General features: G+C 43.5%; 26 protein-coding genes. All 26 read right to left on the bottom strand.

From position 1 onward, the window contains the following. Positions 1 to 76: 76 nt before the first annotated feature. Entirely contained in the window at positions 77 to 1,768 is a 1,692-nt protein-coding gene (locus ROSEINA2194_RS06335) for a lysozyme family protein (protein ID WP_006426969.1), read from the bottom strand. 29 nt (positions 1,769 to 1,797) lie between these two features. Continuing rightward, positions 1,798 to 2,148 carry a hypothetical protein gene (locus ROSEINA2194_RS06330; RefSeq protein WP_006426970.1) on the bottom strand — a complete coding sequence of 117 codons (351 nt, stop codon included), beginning with the start codon at positions 2,146 to 2,148 and terminating at the stop codon, positions 1,798 to 1,800. Next, a complete protein-coding gene (locus ROSEINA2194_RS06325; RefSeq protein WP_199596345.1) occupies positions 2,148 to 4,478 on the bottom strand; it encodes a VirB4-like conjugal transfer ATPase, CD1110 family in 2,331 nt (776 codons plus the stop codon). The genes ROSEINA2194_RS06330 and ROSEINA2194_RS06325 overlap by 1 nt, the downstream gene beginning before the upstream one ends. Continuing rightward, entirely contained in the window at positions 4,471 to 4,911 is a 441-nt protein-coding gene (locus ROSEINA2194_RS06320) for a PrgI family protein (RefSeq protein WP_007884640.1), read from the bottom strand. Before ROSEINA2194_RS06320 ends, ROSEINA2194_RS06325 begins: the two co-directional genes overlap by 8 nt. 3 nt (positions 4,912 to 4,914) lie before the next feature. Then, positions 4,915 to 5,346 (bottom strand): DUF4313 domain-containing protein, encoded by a 432-nt coding sequence (locus ROSEINA2194_RS06315; RefSeq protein ID WP_007884639.1) that lies wholly within the window; start codon positions 5,344 to 5,346, stop codon positions 4,915 to 4,917. Between the two features lie 4 nt (positions 5,347 to 5,350). Beyond that, positions 5,351 to 6,193 carry a VirB6/TrbL-like conjugal transfer protein, CD1112 family gene (locus ROSEINA2194_RS06310; protein ID WP_172590441.1) on the bottom strand — a complete coding sequence of 281 codons (843 nt, stop codon included), beginning with the start codon at positions 6,191 to 6,193 and terminating at the stop codon, positions 5,351 to 5,353. Between the two features lie 87 nt (positions 6,194 to 6,280). Continuing rightward, positions 6,281 to 6,598: a glutamyl-tRNA amidotransferase gene (locus tag ROSEINA2194_RS06305; protein ID WP_044927371.1), complete on the bottom strand. Its 318-nt coding sequence runs from the start codon at positions 6,596 to 6,598 to the stop codon at positions 6,281 to 6,283. An 87-nt stretch (positions 6,599 to 6,685) separates the two neighbouring features. Beyond that, entirely contained in the window at positions 6,686 to 8,179 is a 1,494-nt protein-coding gene (locus ROSEINA2194_RS06300; RefSeq protein WP_256922714.1) for a VirD4-like conjugal transfer protein, CD1115 family, read from the bottom strand. A gap of 254 nt (positions 8,180 to 8,433) precedes the next feature. Further along, a complete protein-coding gene (locus ROSEINA2194_RS06295) occupies positions 8,434 to 8,712 on the bottom strand; it encodes a DUF4314 domain-containing protein (RefSeq protein ID WP_024852684.1) in 279 nt (92 codons plus the stop codon). A 16-nt stretch (positions 8,713 to 8,728) separates the two neighbouring features. Beyond that, the gene (locus ROSEINA2194_RS06290) at positions 8,729 to 9,073 is read right to left on the bottom strand and encodes a hypothetical protein (protein ID WP_007884627.1); all 345 of its coding nucleotides are present in this window, start codon (positions 9,071 to 9,073) and stop codon (positions 8,729 to 8,731) included. Between the two features lie 49 nt (positions 9,074 to 9,122). Continuing rightward, positions 9,123 to 10,097: an ArdC family protein gene (locus ROSEINA2194_RS06285; protein WP_044927355.1), complete on the bottom strand. Its 975-nt coding sequence runs from the start codon at positions 10,095 to 10,097 to the stop codon at positions 9,123 to 9,125. Positions 10,098 to 10,102: 5 nt separating this feature from the next. Continuing rightward, positions 10,103 to 10,909: a PcfB family protein gene (locus ROSEINA2194_RS06280; RefSeq protein ID WP_007884625.1), complete on the bottom strand. Its 807-nt coding sequence runs from the start codon at positions 10,907 to 10,909 to the stop codon at positions 10,103 to 10,105. Between the two features lie 2 nt (positions 10,910 to 10,911). Next, positions 10,912 to 12,201, bottom strand: a complete 1,290-nt coding sequence (locus ROSEINA2194_RS06275; RefSeq protein WP_007884624.1) for a relaxase/mobilization nuclease domain-containing protein — start codon at positions 12,199 to 12,201, stop codon at positions 10,912 to 10,914. Between the two features lie 6 nt (positions 12,202 to 12,207). Beyond that, on the bottom strand, positions 12,208 to 12,516 hold the full coding sequence (locus tag ROSEINA2194_RS06270) for a plasmid mobilization protein (protein WP_024852688.1): 309 nt from the start codon (positions 12,514 to 12,516) through the stop codon (positions 12,208 to 12,210). Beyond that, complete coding sequence (locus tag ROSEINA2194_RS20945; protein WP_117482321.1) at positions 12,495 to 12,665, bottom strand: DUF3789 domain-containing protein; 171 nt, start codon at positions 12,663 to 12,665, stop codon at positions 12,495 to 12,497. Before ROSEINA2194_RS20945 ends, ROSEINA2194_RS06270 begins: the two co-directional genes overlap by 22 nt. A gap of 138 nt (positions 12,666 to 12,803) precedes the next feature. Beyond that, positions 12,804 to 13,127, bottom strand: coding sequence for a DUF7768 domain-containing protein (locus ROSEINA2194_RS06265; protein WP_015513330.1), 324 nt, complete (start codon positions 13,125 to 13,127; stop codon positions 12,804 to 12,806). 81 nt (positions 13,128 to 13,208) lie between these two features. Beyond that, on the bottom strand, positions 13,209 to 14,012 hold the full coding sequence (locus tag ROSEINA2194_RS06260) for a DNA-methyltransferase (protein WP_226793175.1): 804 nt from the start codon (positions 14,010 to 14,012) through the stop codon (positions 13,209 to 13,211). Positions 14,013 to 14,032: 20 nt separating this feature from the next. Continuing rightward, positions 14,033 to 14,779 carry a hypothetical protein gene (locus ROSEINA2194_RS06255; RefSeq protein WP_007884619.1) on the bottom strand — a complete coding sequence of 249 codons (747 nt, stop codon included), beginning with the start codon at positions 14,777 to 14,779 and terminating at the stop codon, positions 14,033 to 14,035. A 6-nt stretch (positions 14,780 to 14,785) separates the two neighbouring features. After that, positions 14,786 to 15,229 (bottom strand): toprim domain-containing protein, encoded by a 444-nt coding sequence (locus ROSEINA2194_RS23885; protein ID WP_007884617.1) that lies wholly within the window; start codon positions 15,227 to 15,229, stop codon positions 14,786 to 14,788. Then, complete coding sequence (locus ROSEINA2194_RS23880; RefSeq protein WP_330370309.1) at positions 15,121 to 15,372, bottom strand: DUF3991 domain-containing protein; 252 nt, start codon at positions 15,370 to 15,372, stop codon at positions 15,121 to 15,123. Before ROSEINA2194_RS23880 ends, ROSEINA2194_RS23885 begins: the two co-directional genes overlap by 109 nt. Positions 15,373 to 15,395: 23 nt before the next feature. Continuing rightward, positions 15,396 to 15,761 carry a hypothetical protein gene (locus ROSEINA2194_RS23875; RefSeq protein WP_007884614.1) on the bottom strand — a complete coding sequence of 122 codons (366 nt, stop codon included), beginning with the start codon at positions 15,759 to 15,761 and terminating at the stop codon, positions 15,396 to 15,398. Then, complete coding sequence (gene metK, locus ROSEINA2194_RS06245) at positions 15,761 to 16,921, bottom strand: methionine adenosyltransferase (RefSeq protein ID WP_167528845.1); 1,161 nt, start codon at positions 16,919 to 16,921, stop codon at positions 15,761 to 15,763. The genes ROSEINA2194_RS23875 and metK overlap by 1 nt, the downstream gene beginning before the upstream one ends. 88 nt (positions 16,922 to 17,009) lie before the next feature. Further along, a complete protein-coding gene (locus tag ROSEINA2194_RS23870; protein ID WP_438942527.1) occupies positions 17,010 to 19,112 on the bottom strand; it encodes an MSCRAMM family protein in 2,103 nt (700 codons plus the stop codon). Between the two features lie 113 nt (positions 19,113 to 19,225). Continuing rightward, complete coding sequence (locus tag ROSEINA2194_RS23865; protein WP_330370307.1) at positions 19,226 to 21,385, bottom strand: thioester domain-containing protein; 2,160 nt, start codon at positions 21,383 to 21,385, stop codon at positions 19,226 to 19,228. 73 nt (positions 21,386 to 21,458) lie between these two features. Next, on the bottom strand, positions 21,459 to 21,941 hold the full coding sequence (locus ROSEINA2194_RS06235; protein ID WP_006426989.1) for a gamma-glutamylcyclotransferase family protein: 483 nt from the start codon (positions 21,939 to 21,941) through the stop codon (positions 21,459 to 21,461). Between the two features lie 12 nt (positions 21,942 to 21,953). Then, positions 21,954 to 22,910 carry an amidoligase family protein gene (locus ROSEINA2194_RS06230; protein WP_006426990.1) on the bottom strand — a complete coding sequence of 319 codons (957 nt, stop codon included), beginning with the start codon at positions 22,908 to 22,910 and terminating at the stop codon, positions 21,954 to 21,956.

Below are 22,910 nucleotides of genomic sequence, written 5' to 3'. Positions count from 1 at the left end.
TGCCTATTTTGTGACTATTTTCCAAAGGATTCATTAACTCCCTTATAAAATCCTTAACAAATTATGAAAGAAACCATCAATTTATCACCCCATATCCCATTATAGAACTGTAATCTACTGCATAATTTCTCTGCCGTACCTGATCACTGGAATTTCCCTCAATCGTGTAAACTCTTCCACCTTCACACTTTTCTACTATTCCTACATGATCCGATGTTCCATCATGATCCCAGTCAAAAAAGATGATCATTCCAGCTGTCGGAGTTGTTCCGCCACTCTGCCACTTATTCTTTCCCTGAAACCAGGACACTCCATCACTGCACAATGAGAATTTAGGAACATTCCCACTTGCAATCAGACCGCTCTGATCCGCACACCAGCTTACAAAACAGGCACACCATTCTACCCGACTGTCAAATCCGTACCAGCTCCAGAACTTCTGACCGCCACTGTTTCCAAGCTGCCCCATTGCAACCGACACAATCTGCTGATTACCAAACAAACCAGCAAACAGGCTGCCACCGGAATAATACCGCATCACATGGGGAACGTATTGGGGATCTCCGTAACTGCTCCATCCATGCGAAGCTGCCTGTTCCTGTGAAAACTGCAATGCATTGGCTTCTGTATAACCGCCTCTTTGCAATGCCCATCCTATGTAGCCATTTCCATAGTTATATCCCTGCCATGCAAGTTTCAGCTTGTCCAGATCCTGTGGACTGCTGCATCCTGCCTGTCTGATACAGTCTGCAAAGGTCTGTACTCCAACCTCTATCGAATAATCCGGATCAGTAATAGAACCAGGAGTGTGTGGGAATCTTGTATTATATGGACTTTCCGAACACTGCATCGGGTCTGTTCCCCTGCCTCCAGATTCCTGCATCATGATGGCCTGTATCGCAGACACATATTCCGGAATGCCGTATTGGGATGCATACTGCTGTATCACAGAAGTATACGCAAGCACTTCTTCACTTAGGGATTCGGAGCTTTCCGAATTACTGCTGAAAGCTGCTCCTGCAATGATTCCCACAATCAGAATAAATACCAGAAGAAATGCACTACCTCCGGCAGCAATCCATTTTCCCATTTTTTCAAGAGCTACTACCCCTTTTTGAATCGCTGCTGTAATTCCCTGTACGGATAACTTTGAACCCTTTCCAGTTACCTGAAGGACTGCTTTTCCACTTTCTGCCGATGCCTGTGCTGACTTTCTTGCCATCTGGGCTGCTCTTGCTTTCTGCATCGCCTGAAGACTTTTTTCCATCTGCTGTTTCTGCATGGATGCCTGTGTCTTTATTTTTTCTTGAGACAGACCGGATACTTTTACCACTCTCGGTGCTGCTTTCACCTGCCGTTTACCATTCTCCTTGGCAAGTGCTGCCTGCTCCGGTTTCAACTTGATTAATTTCTTTCCGCTTTCTGCCCCCTGCTCCATTGCTTCTTCGGCAGCTTTCGCTTCTTCCTGTCTGCTTTTTCTTTCCTTTATCTTCCTGTAGGTCACTCCAGCAAGTTTTTTTCCACCTTGATATGTGGTTTTCCCTATACTTTTTCCTGCCACACTCGCCGCTCTGTACTGTACGGATTCTATTTTTTCAGTTCCATACTGTGTTGGGGATTCTGACTGCCCACTGCTTTTTTCATGTAGTTCCCTTGGCTTTTCTTTTGCTTCCAGAACCGCTGAGCGAACCAGTTCTTTCGGAAGTCGGGCAGCCGGATTTCGAATCTTCGGATTCTTATCCCTTACCCGTTCCTTGATATCTTTCATCCGGTCACCCTCTTTCCGTATCTCTTATCTCATCGGGCAACATCCCGATGTTTCTTTTTTTCCTGCTGTTTCTGCAACTGCTCCACCTGTCTGATTGCCTCATTTACCAGTGGATGTTCGTTGTAATATGGCACAAGTTCCAAGTCTCCCCTGTCTTTTGATGACAACGGTAATGGATATTCCATGTCTGAATAAATTGATTCTGGATCATGAATAGAAAACTCAATAGCCGGACACATATTGGCAGATGTTCTACAATATTTCTGGTACTTTTTATATGCCTCTTCCAGCGTTCTGCATTTTGTATATTCTCCTAAATCATGGAACTCACCGCACTCTGCAGCATAAAAAGTTATCGTTACTTCTTCTTTTTTCTTCATTATGATTCTCCCGGTTTTGTTGTCATTAGTTTATAAAGGTCTGTATTCTTTGGGAACGTATTCTCAAATGGTACGATATTCCCAGAGCAACGGATTAGGCCACTGCCAACCGATACATTTGTAATATAGGACAGTTGGTTTTCGGAAATATTCAAAAGAGCTGCCAATTCTTCCCTGTCTGTACTTGCCTGATTCAAAAGAATCAAAAACTCACTGTTTGCCAACATCAGTCTTGCAGTGTCCGATTTCAGAAGTTCCTCAACATTTTGGGTTAAACCTGTCACGAATCCATTGTATTTTCTGATTCTCTTGTACAGTCGGTAGAAGAAATTTGCACTGTATTCATAGCGGAATAACAGATAGAACTCATCGGCAAATATCCATGTCGTTTTTCCTTCTTTCCAGTTCTGAATTACCCTGTTGAAAATACTGTCTAAGGTAACCAGCATTCCCAGTGGCATAAGCTGTTCCCCCAGTTCCCGGATATCATAATCCATGATCCTGTTCTTCTTATTCACATTGGTCGGCTGTGCAAAGGTGTTCAGGCTTCCATTGATAAAAAGTTCGGATGACAGTGCAAGTCCCCTTGCCTCTTCTTCCGGCTGTAACATCAACTGTCGGTACATATCTTTCAATGTCGGAACTTCTCCGGTATAACCACTTCGGATATAATCCCGGTACACATCTGCAGCACAGCGGTCCAGGATTGACTTTTCTTTTGCTGACAGGTTTCCTGCTCCAACCAACTGTTCAAATACAGACAGAATAAACTCCGATTTTTCAATCAGTGGATTCTTTTCATTGCCGTAGGCTGCGTCCATATCCATTGCATTCAGGTGATTGTCTGATGTCGCAGATACTTTTACAACCTGTCCACCCAGAGCCTCTACTAATTTTGTGAATTCGGACTCCGGATCAAGAATCAGGATATCGTCATCGGTACTCAATGCCAGATGCACAATCTCTTCTTTTGCCGAAAAGCTCTTTCCTGATCCACTGACGCCCAACCGGAAACTGTTTCCATTCATCAGTTTCTTCCGGTCGGCTACCAGAAGGTTCTTGCTGACTGCATTCTGCCCATAATAGATACCGCCCGGCTGCAGGATTTCCTGTGTATGGAACGGGATTAAAACAGCCGTTGATTCCGTTGTCAATGTACGCAGGGCATTGATCTTTCGCAGTCCGTAAGGAAGCACTGTATTGAGTCCGTCCACTTGCTGCCACTTTAATGTTGCCATCTGGCACAGATGCTTTCTTGCTATCGACAATAATAATTCCGTATCGGAATCCAACTGTTTTTTACTGTCTGCCAGATGTACCATTGTCAAAATTCCGAACATCATACGCTGGTCTCTGGTTGTCAGATCATCGAGCATTTCCTTGGTTTCTTTTCTCTGAAGTTCCATATCGTATGGTACGATTGCCGAGAAGTTATTATTAGCGTTCTGCCTTCTCTGCCAGTTGGTCACGTTGGTTTCCACACCAAGCAGTCGGTTCTGGATTTCCCTTACCGCTTCATCCGTAGGGACTGGCAGGATATCAATCGACAATATCAGATTCCGGCTGAAGTCACACAGTTCTGAAATCATGTCATCTTTAACATAACTTGCATAATCCTGCATATACAGGACTCTTCCGTACCTGTCACCGATTTTAAAATGGTCACGTTCAAATTCCATAGAATCCGGACACATCCAGTCCTTGAAACTTGTTCCCTTCTTGGCAAATTGTTTCAGATCAAACGGAAATGCCTGTGGGACATCTCCCTTGAAGAAGTCCCTGAAAATCTGGAGCCGGCTCTCTGCGTCCAGTCCTTCTGCTGTGGACGATAACTTTGCCAGATGTGTTACGATGTCTGTTCCGATACGTGCAAAATAGGTTCTTGCATCGTCAATCGATCTTTTATGTACACTGACAGTCAGATACCGTTCCTGATAGATGCTGTTGTTTGTTCCTGTAATCTTAGACAGGAGCATTTCGTTGTATTCTTCCCGATAGTGGTCCAGTCCATCTTCCTTCATTGGAAGCAGGATTGATTTTTCAAATTCTTCTTTATTGATTCTCCGGTTATTGATGGTAATTTTGGCAGAAATGCCGGAATCCAGTGAATTTAAGAGTTCGGAATAATCCAGAAACATTTCTGTCTTATTGTCCTTACTCGCAATATAATAGTTGATATCTGTAAAACGATATGTTTTTGAGAATTTCGTTCCCTGTTGAAAAATTCCATCCGGCCAGATTCGCTGGATGGGAATTGCCTGTTGGACTGATTTCGGAACTTTGAAGCGTTCCTTATCCATCCGAAGTGCCTGACTTAAGGTTTTAATCAAAGGCATCACTCCTTCCCTTGCGTTTCTTTCTCTGTTTTGCTTCTGCTCTTTGCTCCCGCTCTTTTATGATTTCCGCTCCATCCTTTTGATTCTTTTCTCCCAGCGAGATGGTCTCCTGCATGCAGGAGTAGTGGATATCTTCCGACTGAAACACCAGTTTCTTCGGATACAGCAATTCGGATTTGATCACTGCCCATAAAAACTGTTCGGCTGTCATACCATGATATTTGAAAAAGCCACAGGCAGCAAATGGAGTAGCACCAAGCACACACAGCCATCCGGTTATTTCCTGTCCGGTAATTTCACGCATTCCAAAGTAAATTCCGATTGCTGTAAGAATCGCAAGAACAGAACACACACATTGTCTCAGGTCCAGTCCCATAAACATGGATTCCTGATAGTCCCGGATTTCTTTATTCATCTTGACTTCCATAACTTATCGCTCCTTTCCTCTGCTTTGTTTCTTCGTTTTCTGTGGTTTTTCTTTCGGTACTTCTATCCCGGCAAATCTACAGTGTTCTGCAACGCCTTCCGGATCAAATTCCGCAAGTCTTGCTAGATCAAACGCTACCTTCTGATAGGTTGCATATCCTGATCTTCCTGTTTCATTCAACACTTTTCCTAGTTTATGTTCCTTGATAAAATGAAGCATATCCTTGGTAAAATCTCCTGTTATAAAAGCCTCATTTGGCTCTAAGAACTGATAGGGCAGATTAATGGTTACATCTCCAAAATCTTCCCATTCTCTCCCTTCCTTATGGCAGAGTCCTACATATAAATTTCCATTGTTCCGATAAGAGCTCACTCGTATTGCTACTGTCTCACGTCCAAATTCCCAGTTATATCTTAATGTTTTCTTTATATCCATATTTTTAACCTCCAAGTCCCATCATTTCTCTGACAATACGGTCAGATGCCTTAATTGCTCCAACCAGCACCAGTAAATTAAATACCAGTTCTCCGACATAGTTCCACACGATTGTAACTGCACTCAACTCCGTATCTCCGACAGCCGGAGGGCTTGCTGCATAAGCAGAAAAGATAATACATGCCAGTGCAATAATTGCCCCTTCCAGACATACGCCTACATAAGAACGGATAAAGTTCTTTCCAATGGACTGCGTGGGTTCTCCTGCAAATGAGGAAATCGGAATCGGGGCGATTGCCGTATACATATAGATTTTGAACATTCTGCCATACACTGTCAGGATCATTACAAATGACAATACAGTGATCAGCAGACTGCCAAGCAGTGTAACAATCCACAACGGAATGGATTCCAGCATTCCCACGCTCTCAATCTTATCTACAATCTCCGTTGGCAGTTCCGTCACGCTTCCTGCCATACTGGAGCCACTCATTACGGTTGTCACGATTCCCTGCACAATGGAAAACAGTGCCTGCATAAGTTCCATCCCGTATGTAATTGCTCCCTGAGCAAGTGCAAACCGGATAAATGCTTTTAGCACATGTTCCGGCTTTTTCAGATCTGTAAAACTGCCACACGTTTTAATGATTCCGGCTGCGAAAAATAATACCAGTAATCCATAAGCAATGGCTGTCAGTGCATCATTAATATTTACCATAATCCGCCAGATGCCGCCGCCCTTAAAAGTTGCCGGATTTTCGGTCAGCAGAGTCCACAGTTCTGCCATCTTTTCACTCCATGTGGATAGTGCTGAGTTTAGATTCTGTACAATCCAGTTATCACTCAAAAACTCTCACCTCCTTAAACATATTTTTGAATACAGGAGTACCTTCCGGCACTCCTGCTGTTTCCTGATATATTTTTTCAAAGAGGCTTACGCCATAATCAAATCGAGGATTTCTTTGGCGAACGTAATAATTACCCCTCCGGCCAGTGTCAGAAATCCATTTGCCCTCTGGCTTGGATCATGGCTTTTTAAAGACAGACCAACCTGCACAACACCAAATCCAAGCAAAATCAAACCGATCGCACGAATCAGAGAAAAAATAAAGGTAGACAGGTTATTGATAACGGACAACGGATCTCCGGCTGCGAATGCGGTCGTTGCTCCAACCGTTACGGTCAGTACCAGTGCCATATAAAGGCTCATCCACTTTTTCTGTTTTCTCCCCATCGGCATCGGGGTTATCATTTTTTCAGTTGTATTCTTTTTTGTTCTATTTTTTTCTCCTGTGAGAAGTTTCTTCAATACACATCACTCCAATCCATCAAAAAACTGCTATTCACCAAGGATGTCCTCGGTAGACAGCAGTTCGTAATCGTCTAATCTGTTAATGTCAATCTTTAGGTCGTCGTGAGCCAGTGGTGTTTTCGCATAATCATAAGGCGATGCACCACCGTCCTCTGTGTATCTGAAATTCACATGCTTTTTTAAATCATATTTATCGTCCATGATCGGACGCTCCCCACGAATAAACAAAATCGCTTTGCGGTTATCTAAAAGCCGTATTTCATCCGGTGTTAAAAGTTCCCTTCCTGTCTGCTGATAATTCACCGAATAGCTGCCGCTACGCCCTTTTGTCTGTCCGTAGGTATTGGTATCCAATGTCTCTTTTCCCAATAATTCCGAGACATACTTATGTCCTTCTTTTTCATTTCCACCCAGATATAAAAATTCATCGCAGTTGCCGATCAGACTCTCATACGAGTCTTTAAATAAGGCTTTCATCTGTGCAATGTTCTGGATGATGATACTGCAGGAAATCCCTCTGGAACGCATGGTTGCCAGAATCTTGTCAAAATCATCCGGCAAGGCTACGTTTGGCCATTCATCCATAATGCAGTGTACCGGAATCGGAAGCCTTCCTCCGTACTTCCGATCTGCCACATAATACAGTGTCTGAAACAGATTACTGTAAATCATGCCGACCAGATAATTCATGCTGGTGTCTGCATCCGGAATACAGCAAAACAGTGCTACTTTTTTCTCCCCAATACTGTATAAGTCCAGTTCGTCCGTACAGGTCAGGTTGGCGATTTGTTTCAGATTGAACGCTGCCAGACGGACACCAACCGATATCAAAATAGACTTTGCGGTCTTTCCGGCCGCCTGCTTATAAATGGCATACTGCTTGACCGCAATACTCTCTGGGTCCCGCATTTCCAGTCTTTCAAACAAAATGTCCAATGGTGACTGGTAATCCTCATCATCTTCTTTGACCTGTGCGCTTCCAAGCATTTCCATGATCATCGGGAAGTTCTGTTCTTCCGGTGGAGCTTCATGCAGTAAATACAGCATAAGTGCCTGTAAAAGTGCAGTCTCTGACTTTTCCCAGAACGGGTCCGAGCTTTGTGCACCTTTCGGTGTCGTGTTGCGGATCAGGTTGTTAATTAGTTTCAGCACATCCTTGTCATCCCGGACATACGCAAACGGATTATAACACCAGGAAGTCTCCGGATTGATCAAATCAAAAACCCGGACTTCATATCCATTCCGTTCCAGAACACCTCCTGTTTTGCGCAGAAGTTCCGCTTTCGGATCTGTGATCACCATCGAGCAGTTGCACTGCATGATGTTCGGAATCGCATAGGTCCGGCTCTTTCCTGCCCCGGAACCTCCGACTACCAGCACATTTAAATTTCGTTTATGCTTATATCCATCCAGTCCCATGCGGAAATGCTGTGTCAGAAGCAGATTATTCGTGTACTGCTTTTCGCAGTAACGTCTGCAGATTTCGGACACGTTGCCCCATTTTGCGGAACCATGTTCCACGCCTCTTCTATAATTTCTTTTTTGGGATTCATAAATACCAATGCCTAAGAAATAGGCTGCTGTGAATATCAGAATACATTTGAACGTATACGGTGTATACGTGATAAAAAACGGCTGTTCGAGTTTTTCGCTCAGCGTTTCTAAGATTTGAATAAAATTCTTATCCGGTGTAATGGCACAAGCGGTAATCGCTGCCGCCCACCAGACAAATGGCAGAAAGACAAGATACAGAACCCAGTCCTGCTTTTTTGTACTTATCTCTGCAAGTCAGATTCTCTTTTCTTGCGTGGCTTTTCTTCTGGATGTCCCTGTCCTTCTTTCTTATGAAAGGAATCCACTCCCGGTATCAGTGAGAGACTTCTGCCGTTGTCCCACTTAACACCAAGCTGGCCTGCATCATCCACATACTGCACAGTTCCTTCCAGTCCCTGCGGCATACCCGCTTCTCCATCCATCGAATTCAGACAGATTCTTGTTCCTGCCGGATACTGTTCTCTAAGTCTTGCCACTTTTTCTCTTGAATAAATGACCAATCAACCACTCCTTTCTCTACCAGAACATGTGTCTGCTAGTATTCGGTTTTGCAACCTGAATAATAACTTTATCTATTCCATCACTGTATCTTCCGGCTGCAAGATATTTACTTCTGAGTCTGTTCAGTGCCTTACGGATCTGCCTTTGTTCCCCGGCTGTAATCTGCAGTCGTTTCTGAGCGAGGTCGTATTCACTTACTTTTTTCAGAAGAGCTTTCGTTTCTTCCAAACATTCATCCTGCTCACTCTGCGCCTGTAGCTCATCATTCAGTGCCACCACGAACATATTTTTCATAATGTTATCCATCTTCAAATAGTATTTTGTCATCTGGCTGACCTCCTTTTTTGTTACACCAACCATATCACAAGACCTCCGTAATAGCTACTCCAACCGTCCAACTTTTTCACTTTTATCGTTCCGGCTGGTTCTTTGCTTTTTTCTCTTTTCCAGATGCTTTTTCATCCTTGGTTTCCGGTGTTTTTACAGGGTCTCCGATTGCGAACTCATCGGTTACATACTCCTGTTCCTTTGCACCAAAATTCCGTTCGATATGGTTTCGGATACTATAGGAAGCCTGACGGACATCATTTAAAAAGTCTCTCAGTTCCTGTGGATCTTTCTTTCCACATTCATTTCTCTGTGCAATATACTCCAGATTGAATCCGGTAACATCCACACCATAACGTTTCGCAATCACATAGGCTGCACAATAAGCCTGTGCACTGACTTTCTGTCGGCTGTAGGTTCCGGTATGCTGGTCCAGTGCTGCACACGCCAGTTCTCTGTTCAGTGCATGGAATGTCGTTACTTCACTCATTCCGTTGCGGATATAAATGGTACGGTATCTCGGATTGTACTGGGCCTGCACTTTGTCTGGCAGATCATCCTCAATCTGCACACGTACCGACTGGTCTTTTAAGACAGTTCCTATCAGTTCTGTCAGACTTCGCTGAGGGCGTTCTTCCAATGGCTTTCCAGACATCTGACTGATGTCAAATCCTTTTCCAATCGTATACCCTCTCCGCATTTCTCCGTCTTTTTCGTATTCAGTGGAAATCATATAAGTAATGCCATGTTCCCCGACTTTGACCGAACGGTGTTCTTCTCTCCAGCGTTCATAAGACCTTACCACCTTAAAATCTGGATGCTGTCCGTAAATCAAAAGCAGATTCGGTGTTCTCTGGGTATTACACTCTGCCATAAAGTCCAGAAAGCCTTTCAGTTTTTCTCCATCCTGAAAAACTCCCTGTGCCTGTGAATCTACTTCAGCCCATACCTCTTCTCTTTCCTGCTGTTTTTTGGCTGCATATTCTTCTTTCGTCAATTTCTGTTCAGGAACCTGCTGTTCTTCCGTTCCCCCTGAAATCATATCTGTTAAATCCATATACATTACCTGCCTTTCGTTTTCATATTCTTACGTTTCTTCCGGCTCTCTCTGGCATTTTTCCGTCTGTCCGGCCTCTTACGTTTCTCTTCCTGTTCCTTGCGGATATCTCCGAGTTCTTTCCGCACAGATGGTTTTTCATTCTTTTCTTTCCAGCTAATTTCCCGATCGGAAGAAGTATTTCTGTTGCGCGAGAAAGGTTCGGATGGATTCTTTTCTTCCCCCTCCTGCGCCTGTGTAAAATTTCCTTCCGGGAAAGCCTCATCCCCGATCTGGAACATTTCTTCCGCATCGTCCAGTTCAAATTCTATCTTGCCTTCCGGCAGGACAACGGTCTCTGTCCGTACATTCTCCCCGGTTTCTTTTTCCATCTGGTTTTCTGCCTTTTCCGGTGCAGTCTCTTTTTCCACTGCTTCCGTAACCATAGAGCCTGATTCTGCTTTTACAAAATCCAGATTCATCCGGTCTAATACCCGATTCATCTTCGCTGCATCATCTGCAAATACCATGACCTCTGTCTGGTCCGGATTCACCTTATCTTTGATGACTACATATAAGATACCTCTCGCCTTGGCTTCTTTTGCAAATTCTTTTAAACGGTCACCCGGAACGGTAAAAAATTTCATCGGGCGCTGTTCCTTTAACATTCTGGTAAGTCTTGTTTTCCCTCTTGTCTTTTTCTGGTCCTTCAAGGCGGCAGCAATAAAGACTGCCACATGCTTTGCTACATTCCCGGTGATCTTCAGCGAATACTCCATCCCTTCCAGACTGTACCGTACCACCTGATCTGCCGGTTCTGCTCCGTAATTCATACTTATCTCACCTCCTGACTTTTCTGCATTCTTTCTTTATCTTCCACACGTTTTTCATTCTGGCTCTGTTCTTCCGCTTCCTGAAGTCTCGCTTCGATTTCCAAGGAATGTTTCTCAATCTGAACGGTCATACGAACTTCCTTACGGAGTCGCTTCAATTCCTCATTGATTTCGGACAATCGTTCTTCCCCAGTCTCCCTGCCCCCATTCCGATACAATCTTCTGCGTTCTTTCATAAGTTCCGCAATCTGCTTTTGCAATGGCTCTCGGTACGCGGCAAGCTGCTCTCTGGTTATGATGTCATGTTTCAGTAGAAATTCAATCTGTTCAATCCTGCGGTCCAGTTTCCGGATATCCTCTCTGACAGCGTATGGACTCCTTTTCGGTCTTTTTGGCAGTACCCCCATTTGATATAAATAGGAATAATACAGTGCCTGAATCCCGGTCAGTTTCTTTTTGGGATGAATCTGTACTGCCTTTTGATAGACTCGTTTCACCTTTGGCTGTAGTATCTGCCCACGTATTTCCTCTTCGGAATAGTTTTTTCCGAGAGAACGCAGACGGATATACCGCTCCATTCCCGGAGCTTTTAAAGAAATGTATTTCCTGTTCAGTTTCCATGTATAACCCCGCTTTTCCATCTCTTTTAGGAATTGTAACCAGGAGTAGCTTTCCTGTACCGATTCCCTGATATCCAAACGGATCGCCATTCTCCATGTCGGTTTTCCTTCCTGTTCTGCTTTCCACTGTACATAAGGGATTGATTTTTTCTGATTGGATTCAATGATAGACAGACCATATTTTCTGCACAGGTCATCGGAAATCTTACGGATCTCCGTATAATAACTCTTAGCATTACTATGGTACTTATGTCCGTCCACCATGCTTACAGAATTCCAGACAATATGATTATGATAGTGTCTGGTATTAAGATGTGTTGTTATGACTACTTCAAACTGTCCTTTTAAGAGCCGGTCTGCCAGTTCCTGCCCGATGAGATGTGCCAGTTCCGGTGTCACCTCACCTTCTGCAAAACTCTGTACCAGATGGTATCCTTCCACACCGCCCATCTTATGGAATCTCTTTTTCGTTGTCAGCATATCTTCATACGCATTTTCATTGGTGCATCCGATGGTATCTTCGAAGACCGCTTGTTCCGTCTTTGTCCGGTTCATGGCATAATCAATGGCAGCCTCCAGAGAGTCTGCTTTCTGTGTGGTTTTTTCTTTGTCTTTCACATATTCGATGGAACGGTCCAGGCGGTGGACGGGGATAACACTTGTATAAGCCATCTGTCATTACCACTCTTCCTTTACCAGATGCCATGTCTCTTTGGTAAGCCGGAGCATTTCCTGTACACTCTGCTCACTTGCCATTCCCGAAGCATTCGCAACATGGGCAAGCTGGTTCGCATTATTGCACAGACCCGCTATCTTCCTAAGCAGTTCCGGGTGATGTTCACAAGGTTTTGCGTGTACCTGTGCTCCTAAGATCAGCGAACGCATAAACTCTTCCCGACTCAGTCCGCTTTTTTCCACCTGTTCCTCCAATTCCCTGAGTTCCCTTGCATTTAACCGCACCGGGATCACATGGTTTCGTTTTCGCATTGCATCACCGTCCCTTCTCTTTTCTCTTTCATCATATCGCCAAGCTCCTCATCGGATTTTTTCGCTGCAACCATGCAACAGGTCACTATCACTCCTATAAATCCTCCGCTCATCAATGCGATTACAATCATTACTCCATTTCTTAACATGACTTGATCCTTCCTTTCCATTTCCGTCTGTGTCCGGGGGATTGGGGTTCTCCCCAAAGTGCGTTTGGATATCCAAACGCTATGCTTGCAAAACGAGTACCGCCAGTTTCTGTAGCACCGGATTGACTCGATTCTGATTTATTTTGATTCTTTTATCTGTACCAGTCCATCAAGTGTCGTACAAATGATATGGAGTCTGTCTGCCATACTGATTTCGGTATTCATTGTTCCTGTCACTTCTTTCCCACATACGACTACCATCCGGCATCTCCGTAAAAGGATATGGGACATTCTTCCATATCCCTGCATATCTTCTGCATCAGACTCTTCCAAGAATGGTGAGAATACAAATCTCGGACAGATTGGTACATACCCAAGTTCATAGATTTTTCTGCAATATTTCTGCACTTTTACCCGGCTTTCTTCTGCTGAACAGCACACATAAGCCAGCGCCTGTTCCATACGCTCCATCTCCTTCCTGCATCCAGTTGGATGCCACTCATTTTCTCTATAAAAAACAAGATGTCCAATTGGACATCCCGGCTACTTTTCATCCTCTTTCTGCTCTGCTTCTAATGCAATTTTCACTCTGTCACTTCCCAGTTTGTAGTAGGCATCTGTTACCTCAATTCCCACTGCACGATAACCTGTCATAACCGCTGCAAGGACAGTTGTTCCTGCTCCGACAAACGGGTCCAGGATCAGCCCTCTCGGTTCACAAATCTGGATAACATCTTTCATAAGCTGCAACGGTTTCTCTGTCACATGAATCCGGTTCTGCGGATTGCCATATCGGAAGACGCCCGGCAGACAAGATACCGGACGGTTGATCGGCATCGGTCCGTTACTGCCCCACACAATATATTCAGCCTGCTGGCGGAAACGGCCTTTCTGTGGACGGGAGTTTCCCTTATCCCACACCGCTGTTCCTCGCCAGATCCATCCTGCCCACTGCAATGCATCGGTAATCGATGGATACTGACGCCAGTCAATGAACAGACAGATCGGAGCACCTTTCTTGCAGGCTTTCCGCACATCATAGAGCCATTCAGCCATCCAGTGCGTCCAAGATCTCTGGTCTTTGTTATCCCCATCGAAATCCGGAAGTGCATTGGCAGCACTCATACTGCTGTATTTCTGATTTGTAGTACGATTTCTTTCATTCTGTTTTGTTCCACCGGATGCATACGGCGGATCGGTAATAACTGCATCAAAGATTCCCGGCTGGAATGCTTTGACCAGTTTTAATGTATCTCCATGTAATATTTTCCAGTTTTCCCCTTCAGTATATTCCTCCGGGTATGTTCCCTCTTTCATAAGTTCTTCCAAACTCAGGCCATTTGTCATAGGCATCATCCTTTCTTTTCTCAGCGTTCCGGCTGATTTTTCTTCTTTGTCTTTTTATTTTCTTTGGGCGGCGGACTCAACTCAGTTTCTACATATTCGCTGATAATCAAAAGTGCTTTGTAATAGTCCCCACTTTCCAATACCCTTTTACGCATTTCTTTTGCTTCTGCTGTCTGTTTATTCTTTTTCAAAAGAGTTGAGGCATCGCCCATAATGGAAAAAATATTCCCATCATGTCCAAGGAGCTGTAACTTGGGACGTTGTTTCTCAGGCTTTGTCGGAATCTGCTCTGTTTTCTTTTCATACATTTTCGGCTGTTCCATATTAGGATGCCAAAAATGCACATTCATCGTTCCACCATCTACCTTGATATCCCTCTGTTCAAATCCTTCACCCCACCCGTCACTGTACTGCCCTGTAATGTATTCGGTGAATTCCTGTAGTTCTTCCTGACTTAAAAATTCATTTAATTCCAGTTTGGTACAGCCGTACAGGATTCCGTCTTTGTTTTCTATCGTAACAACTGCACTTTGTATCTTTTCCTGAATGGACTCACTTCCGTCAAAATACTGCATGAGATCATCTTCCCCATAGCGTTCCAGTTCTTCTCGGATGACTTCTTCATAATCGGCAAGTTCTGTTCCATCTAATGGCATTCCATATTCATCACTCTCCGACCACTCTTCTTCCCATTCGGATTCTTCTGAATAAAGATTTCCAGTCAGCTCCGTCAACAGATGTACGTGCATCGTTCCTTTTTCTTCCATTCTCTATCACCTTCTTTCTAATGGTCTGTCCCTGCATTTATTTGTCTGCTTTTTTTCTTTCGCAAGGTCTGCATAATCTGCCCCTTCTTTTTCCGGCAGATTGCAAATAATCTGATACGTTCCCTCGTAATGTTTTTTCATCTGTTCTTTCGCCCATCTCCCGGCAAAGTCATTATCGGTGCAGATTTCAATTTCTTTGATTTCCGGATGGTTCTTCAGAAACTCTTCCAGTGCATCCGGCAGCTTTTTAAAACGTTCACTCTGTATCTGTGTGTTTTCTTTCGGAGCAGCGATTCCTCCAAGGGAAAGACGATATTTATCCCTCTTTCCTTCTTCCAGTGTCATGTGGGCCAGTGCATCAATACACGCTTCATATACGACAACTCGTTTTGTTTCTCTTTCAGGTGGAATACAAAAGCTGTACTTTTTTTCACTCCCGGTCTGCTCCATCTTGAATCCTTCCCGTTTTTTTCATAGATTCCTCGCAGGAATGCATATCTTGCTTTTCCGGATTCATCTTTTCCAACAAAAACAGCGTTATGGTACGGGACACTTTCATAAAGGATTTCATGCGAAATGCAATACGTGATCACTTCATCGCTGATTCCTCTGTGGTTTAAATAAGCCCTGATTCGTCTGCAATTACAATATCTCTCCGGCAGCTTAAAGGGTGGTTTTCCTTTTTCGCAGACTGTGTCGGAATAAAAGACGGACTCTCTTCGCACAACAGTTTTACGGCATCTGTAAATTTCATTCCATCTACTTCAATCAGGAACCGCAGTGCGGACACGCCACCGATATCTCTGGATTTCCAATGCCATTTGCTGGACAGTTCATTGATTTTAAAACTGTCATGGTCCGTCAACTGCCATTCATTTCTGGTTCTTGTCTTTTGCAACCGCTGTGCCTGATGCGTCCGCAAATACTCATACGCAGTCATATTTTTTGCTGCCTGAATCTCTTCTTCCGTTACCCAGGGCATTACAGAATTGCATCCTGAAGATCCAGTACCTTATCCGTCCGCTCCCAAGGAAACTCCTTTCTTCCAAAATGACCAAAAACTGCCGTCTGCCGGAAAATCGGACGGTTCAGTCGAAGGGATTCCATGATCTGAACAGGTGTCACTCCAAACACCAGTGGGATTGCTGCCGCCAGACAATCATCCGCACACACTTTCCCTGTATCAAAGGTATCCACCTCAATCATAACCGGCTCTGCTACTCCGATTGCATAAGCCAGAGACACCTGACACTTGCTTGCAAACTCAGCAGCTACTATATTTTTTGCGATATACCTTGCCATATAAGCTGCCGAACGGTCTACTTTCGAACAGTCCTTTCCTGAAAATGCACCGCCGCCATGCGGAACCATACTTCCATAAGTATCCACCATCAGCTTTCTTCCGGTCAGTCCGGTATCTGCATCAAACCCTCCACACACAAATTTTCCTGACGGATTGATCAGAATCTTCGTATCCTCATCCGGCGGCAGTAATCTGAGTGCTGAGCGAAGCACTTTCTCTCTGATTTCGGCATCTAACTTCTTCAGGCTCTTTTCTGCACCATGCTGGCAGGAAACAACAACACTTTCCAGTCTCACTGGCTTTCCATCTTCATATTCTACGGTTACCTGTGCTTTTCCATCCGAAAAGATATCTTTGATATATCCGCTTCTTCTGCAAGCCGAAAGTTCACGTGTGATCCGGTGTGCCAGAACAGTCGGCATTGGCATAAGCTGCGGAGTATCATCACACGCATATCCGACCATAACACCCTGATCTCCAGCTCCCCTGCTTCTATCTCTTAATTTTGCGCCGATATTATCCCGAAATTCTTTCGACACACTCACTGCTTTCGCAATATCTGGACTCTGCTGGTGTACAAACGTATCCATTTCTATCCCATCTGTACAATATCCACACTCTTCTAAAACTTTTCGGATCACATCAAACACTGGTGGTTCATATCCGCTGGTGATTTCTCCTGCTACAAACACATTTCCTCTTGTAGCAAGGACTTCACACGCCACTCTCGAAGATGGATCGTAACGCAGACATTCATCTAAGATTGCATCTGCTATCTGATCGCATACTTTGTCTGGGTGTCCTTCTGTTACTGATTCTGCTGTATAAAAACGTCTCATCATTCTTCTCCTTATATACAGACAGGGCAGAAGCTGCTTTATGCACATCTCCTGCCCTGTCAGATTGGTTTATCCTGTAATTCTTATTTTATTTTTCTTCTGTTTCTTTTTTGTTGTCTGTCATTTTTGACTTCTTTCTGCGGTATACAGTCACTCCTGTAGCTGTTCCAGCAGATGCCAGTGCAAGCAGAACAAACGCCCATATTTTCTGGTTATCACCTGTTTTTGGTGCATTTGTTTTTTCTGTTGTTTTCTCCGGTGTTCTGGCATCTTTCATTTCTACTTTCTGGACTTCCATTGTATCTTTCAATGTAAATGTGACATCTTCCGCAATCTCGTAACCATCCGGTGCTGTGATCTCACGCAGAGTAAGTTCTTCATTGACTGGGAGTTTTTCAACGGAATGTGGTTTTCCATCTGTAATCCACTCTTCCAGAACAGTTCCGTCTTTGCGGATAATCTGAAGCTTTGCCCCTTCCAGTTCTTTTCCGGTTGTAAGGTCTGTTTTTGAAATTTCCACTTTGGAATATTCATCTTTCATCTCAACCTTTGTCACACTGCCATCTTCTTTGACTTCAAACATCACATCGCTGGCAGACACATAGCCATCTTCATAAGGAGCCAGTTCCTCATGTAAGGTATAACTTCCTTCCGGCAGTCCGTAAATGACATGTTCTTCCTTACTGCTTACCCATTCTTCCACAACATTTCCGTCTTTATCAATGACCTGCAGTTTGGCTCCTTCCAGCTCATTTCCGGTAGTTGCATCTGTTTTTGTAATGCGTGTTTCTGTCGGCTGATTCTCAACTTCTTTGTTCAGTTCAATCTTTGCAAGATTCTGATTTTCGTAAGTTGCATCTACATTCCATACTTCCTCATTTGGAAGATATCCAGCTTTTCTGACTTCCTCTTTGACATAGTATTTTCCATGTGGAAGATCACTGTCGAAAGTAAGTGTTCCCTTTGCATCCGTTGCTTTCTTTTCCAGCAAGGTATCTTTCTCTACGAGAACCTCTCCCTGATTAGAAAGAATATCTTCTGCAGCATACAGTCCAAAAATAACACCTTCCAGCTTTTCGCCTGTGACAGAATCTTTCTTTTCTACTGATACGAAAACTTTCTGTCTTTCATTTTTATAGGTAACGCCTTCATAAACAACTGCCTGTGTATCATCCTCTGCTGTCAGGGTAAATTCTTTCTGTTCTGTATTTAGGACAAAATTCTCTCCTGCTACAACTTCTTTCAGATAATACGTTCCCAGTGGCAGATTGTTGATAACTGCTGTTCCATTTTCATCTGTAGTCAGTTTGGCTACCAGGTCATCTTTCTCATATCGGACAACTGGATTTCCTGCTTCGTCCTTTGCTCCGTCCGGTGAATAGATGGTATCTTTGGCATATATTTCGAATTCAGCGCCTTCTACTCCGGTTTCTTCATATTTAAAGCCTTTATAAATACCTGTTTCTTCTTTTCCAGATACGGCATTTCTTACTTTTGAAACCAGTGCTTTTACTTTTGCCAGAACAGAATCTCCGGTTACTTCGGTAAGCTGTTCTCCCTTTTTCGTCAGGAGCAGGCTTCCTACCTGTTCATCGTTTTTCTGTTCTACCTCTACAATCGCAGCTCCTGTATCTGGATCAATCTGATGTGCAGTGTTTGAGGATACTGTAATTACAATACCACTCTGTGGATTTTCTTTATATGTTCCTTTTGTAGTCTGTTCTAATGGTGAAATAATCGTTGTTCCATCATACAGGGACTCCTCGCTTCCCTGTCTTACAAATCCTTCCGGTGCTTTCACTTCTTCGATTCGGTAGGTAGAGCACTTCAGTTCCTGCGGTGTGATCAGATATCCTTCCTCGTTTGTTTCGAATACACTGATCTTTTCTTTCTTCGGATACTGAACAACCTGTTCCACATATTTCTTATTTGTCACATCGTAAATCTTATAAGAAGCACCAGCCTTTAAAACAGTATTTCCAGTCTGTGCATCCTTCTTTACAATTTTCAGCAAAAATTCAAACGGGCGGTCATCAAATACTCTCCACTGCATTGGCTCTCTGCTGTCATTTTCCACATTTACAACAAATGGATCAATGGTTTTCAAATTCTCAGGGGTAGTACTTTCCACTACAACATAACTTCCATACGGCAGTTCCGGGCTGACTGCATATCCTTTTGTATCAGTGATCAGTTCTGGTACTGGTACGGCTGTTCCATTCTCGTAAGTAACTGCAACCTGCTCTTTGCTGAAGTCATAATTTTTGAAATCGCTTGCTGTATAGCTTTCTCCATTGGCTGGCTTCAGTTTTCCATTTTTACCTGTGTCAGGTCGCTGATCAGATATACCTTAAATCCTGCTCCTGCAACCAGGTCTGTTTCTGTCTGCTCTCCATCTTCACTGATTTTGATTAACTGGAATGCCTGTTTCTTTACCTGCTCTTTTACCGTAAGGTCTCTTGTCACTTCGGCAACATCCTGACCTTCATAAGTTACTGATACCTCGTATTTGGTAGTATCCAGTGTATATCCTTCCGGTGGAGTGATCTCTTTTACATACATTTCTCCAAGGTATAATTCTGAAAATTCCAGTGTTCCGTCATCTCCGATGACTCCCTGTGCAATCAGGCTGTCCTGTTTATACAGAACCCCTGTTGTGCCATCCGGATGCACGATGTCCTCTTTTGCATACAGACCATACACAGCACCACGAAGAACACTGTCCCCCTGCGCTTTAAATGCAAGTGTTTCTTTATCGATCTTTGCGATTTTCACCTTTCCGGTGACTCTCTCATCTGTTGCTGTTACAGTCATTGTCTTTCCGGCAGTAACAGCCACTTTATATACTTCTGTATTCAGTTTGTATCCTGTCGGAGCAGTGATCTCTTTCACGTACACTGTTTTCAGTGCAGAATCAAAATAATCGCTGACTGCTTTTCCGTCTGTTCCGGTTGCTGACATTGTCATCAGCAGATTTTCACACTTCTTATCAGTATAAATACCATAAACTGCTCCTGACAGTGGATTCTGTGTATTGACATCTTTCTTCATAAGTTCAATGCGTGTCATATTCAGCCACTGTACACTGAAGCTTACCGGCGCTGCTGTTTCGCTTTCAAATACACCGATATCCTGCTTGGAATCTCCGGTTGTCAACACCAGTGTTCTCCATGTCTTTCCGACAGAACCATATAAGTTGCCGGAAGCATAACTGCCTGTCAGTAATAAATCTGCGGACAGATAGAATGTATCTCCACCATAAATCTGGATTTTTCCATTTGTAACACTTGTTCCTTTGGAAAGATTATGTGCTGTCACATTTTCTGGTACACTCAGTGTCACATAGTTTCTGTGATCTCCAGACAGTGTGATATTTGGTGTTTTCTGGATGTTTCCATCCCGTACTGCATTCAGCTTTGTGCTTGAAAGGCTCAGTTCACCTTTTGGCGGTTCTTCCTGTCCAAACAGATAATTGATATATGCGATAACCCCTGCATTTACAAGGTCATTATAATTACACCCTGTAAATCCGGCTTCTCCTGCATAAGCATAGCTGGCTGCAATGTGTGTATACACATACTTTTCATCTTCCGTTTTTCCAGACAGATAACTTCCTGTCAGATCTCCTGCCCCGCCATAACCATAATAAAGGACTTTCTGCAGATTTTTATTGCTGTCCAGTACCTGTGCTACATAACTTCCACTCGGTGGGGATGCTTTCTGGGACTGAAGGCAGTATGCAATTTTTCCATTGACTGTAAACAGGCAAGTAAGATAATTTCCAATATAACTTGGATAATAAATAGTTCTCCCCTTTGTCAATGTAACTGTGGAACCGCTGCTTGTAGCTCTTTCAGCCGCAGACAATACCATCACATTTCCCTCTTCGATGTCCTCTTTCAGTTCTTTGATTGCCTGTGCAGATGCATCTTCTTCGGATGTTTCAATTTCTACATCTGTGTAGTTCTGCACAGGCGAATCCGAATCATCTTCAGATTCTGTATCTGACTTCTGTTTCTCTCCACCATTTTCTTCGGAATGTGCCTGTCCTTCGGTATCCGTCAGAGTCACTTTACGGGTGATGGTATAGCTGTCACTCTTATCTTTTGGAACGACCATATAAGTGGCAATATATGTTCCTGCTTTGTCTGAATGATACTCTCCACCATTCTCATCTTTGATACTTACAAGCGTAACATCTTCTTTTTCTGCATCATAATGGATTCCTTCCATACTGGTTTCCACTGCAAATGTATCATCTGAAACTGCTTTTGTGATATCATCTGCTGTAACTGATGTATCTTTCTGGCTTGTTACCGCCTGTTCAGATGCCTGTACTTCCGTCTGCTGTTCCGAGCCTGTCTGTTCGGCCGCAAACGCATTCGCACTGCTCAAGGTACTGATGCCCATCAGGACAGCCAGTCCAAAAGCAGCAATTCTGGTCTTTAATTTTCTAACCTTCATGTGCTTTTCCTTCCTATTATAAATAGATTTTTTCAGTAAAATACCGCAGAAGATGTTTCCTCTGCGGTACGTTTTATCTTGCATATCGATTTTTTTCTTTTTTTACTTCCTGTCTGGTACGTTTTACCGCTTCCATGACAGACTCCGTTGGAATCTGGTTATCCTTACATCCTTCCAGAATTCCATCCAGATAAAATTTCGATGGCTTTGCCGGAACATCTTTGTGCGGAGCGTTCATCATATATACAAACACTTCTTTCTCCACACCATCCTGATTTTTTACCCGAATCGATTCTTTCCCATAAAAACTTGGGAATCCTTCATAAAAATCCAGACTCTTCTCACACGCTTCTGTGATTTTCCATAAGACTCCTTCGACATAGCTTCCTTTTTCCGGCAGAACCGTTGCTACCCCATTGCCCGGAGCCCTTCCCCGAAATGCCAGCCGATAATTTTCAAGCCGGACGTTTTCCACAACTTCCGCAGCCGGACACCTGTACTTCATCTGCTCCAGATTCATGTTGCTGCCATAAGCGAAGTAATATCTATCTTTCATTTTTTCTCACCTCTATCTGACTCCTTCTGTCCTTTGATTTTTCTTCAGACACTCATACGTGCTTTTATCATATCTCCACGCAAGATCACCATCCAGATTTGCCAGCAGATGTTTTCGAACATTTTTATATTCGTCTCCAATTAACCCAAGTCTCAATAAAAATGTACGAAATGTAAATGCCGGGTTTTCTGATATCAGTGTCTTTTTCATCTGTGTCGATCTCTGATTGATTGCCTGTGCGGAAATGGCTAATGCCAGTGTAATATTTGCTCTCACCTTTCCTGCATGTAGTGTGCTTTCAAAACAACGCCATTCCAAAGTTCCCTTGGAAAACACAGCATGAAGATTCAGAGCATAATAACGGGTATGATCATAATGGGTATGACTTCCATCCCTGCCTCCATACCAGACATTTCTTACTCGGTCCATTGTGATTGATTTATTTGGTATTTTTCGGATTTTCTCCAATACCTCCGGTCGCACCCTCTGACAATAACTATTTGCTCTTCTCTCCTGCACTTTCAGTGCTTTGAACAGGATATCTTCCTTTGCATACATAATTGTCAGTGCATTTTTCAGACTCTGCGGTGTATGATTCGATGCATCTACATGAACATGCTGACCACAGGACTCATTTACAAAACCTCCATGCTGTCGCAGACATCGTACTACTTCCTGTAACTTTCCCATTTCATCATAGGATAATTTCGGTGATACCATTTCTGTTGAATATTCTCCACCTGCGTCTACAATTCGACCGTATACTTTCCGTTGTGTATAAATGCTCCCATCAGACATAAATTTCCACTTTTTTCCTTCCAGATCTATCACTGACCAGACTCCATAAGTAGTGCCGTCATAATATGCTTCTGTTCCAAACATTTCAGCAACAACTTCTGCAGCACGTTGTCTGGTAATCCCTGTCATTTCGATTTCTGTGCCAAAGTATTGGTCTTTTATTCCGATCAT

This window comes from Roseburia inulinivorans DSM 16841 (assembly GCF_000174195.1).
Classification (GTDB): Bacteria; Bacillota; Clostridia; order Lachnospirales; family Lachnospiraceae; genus Roseburia; species Roseburia inulinivorans.
This window is presented reverse-complemented; position numbering and strand designations above follow the sequence as displayed.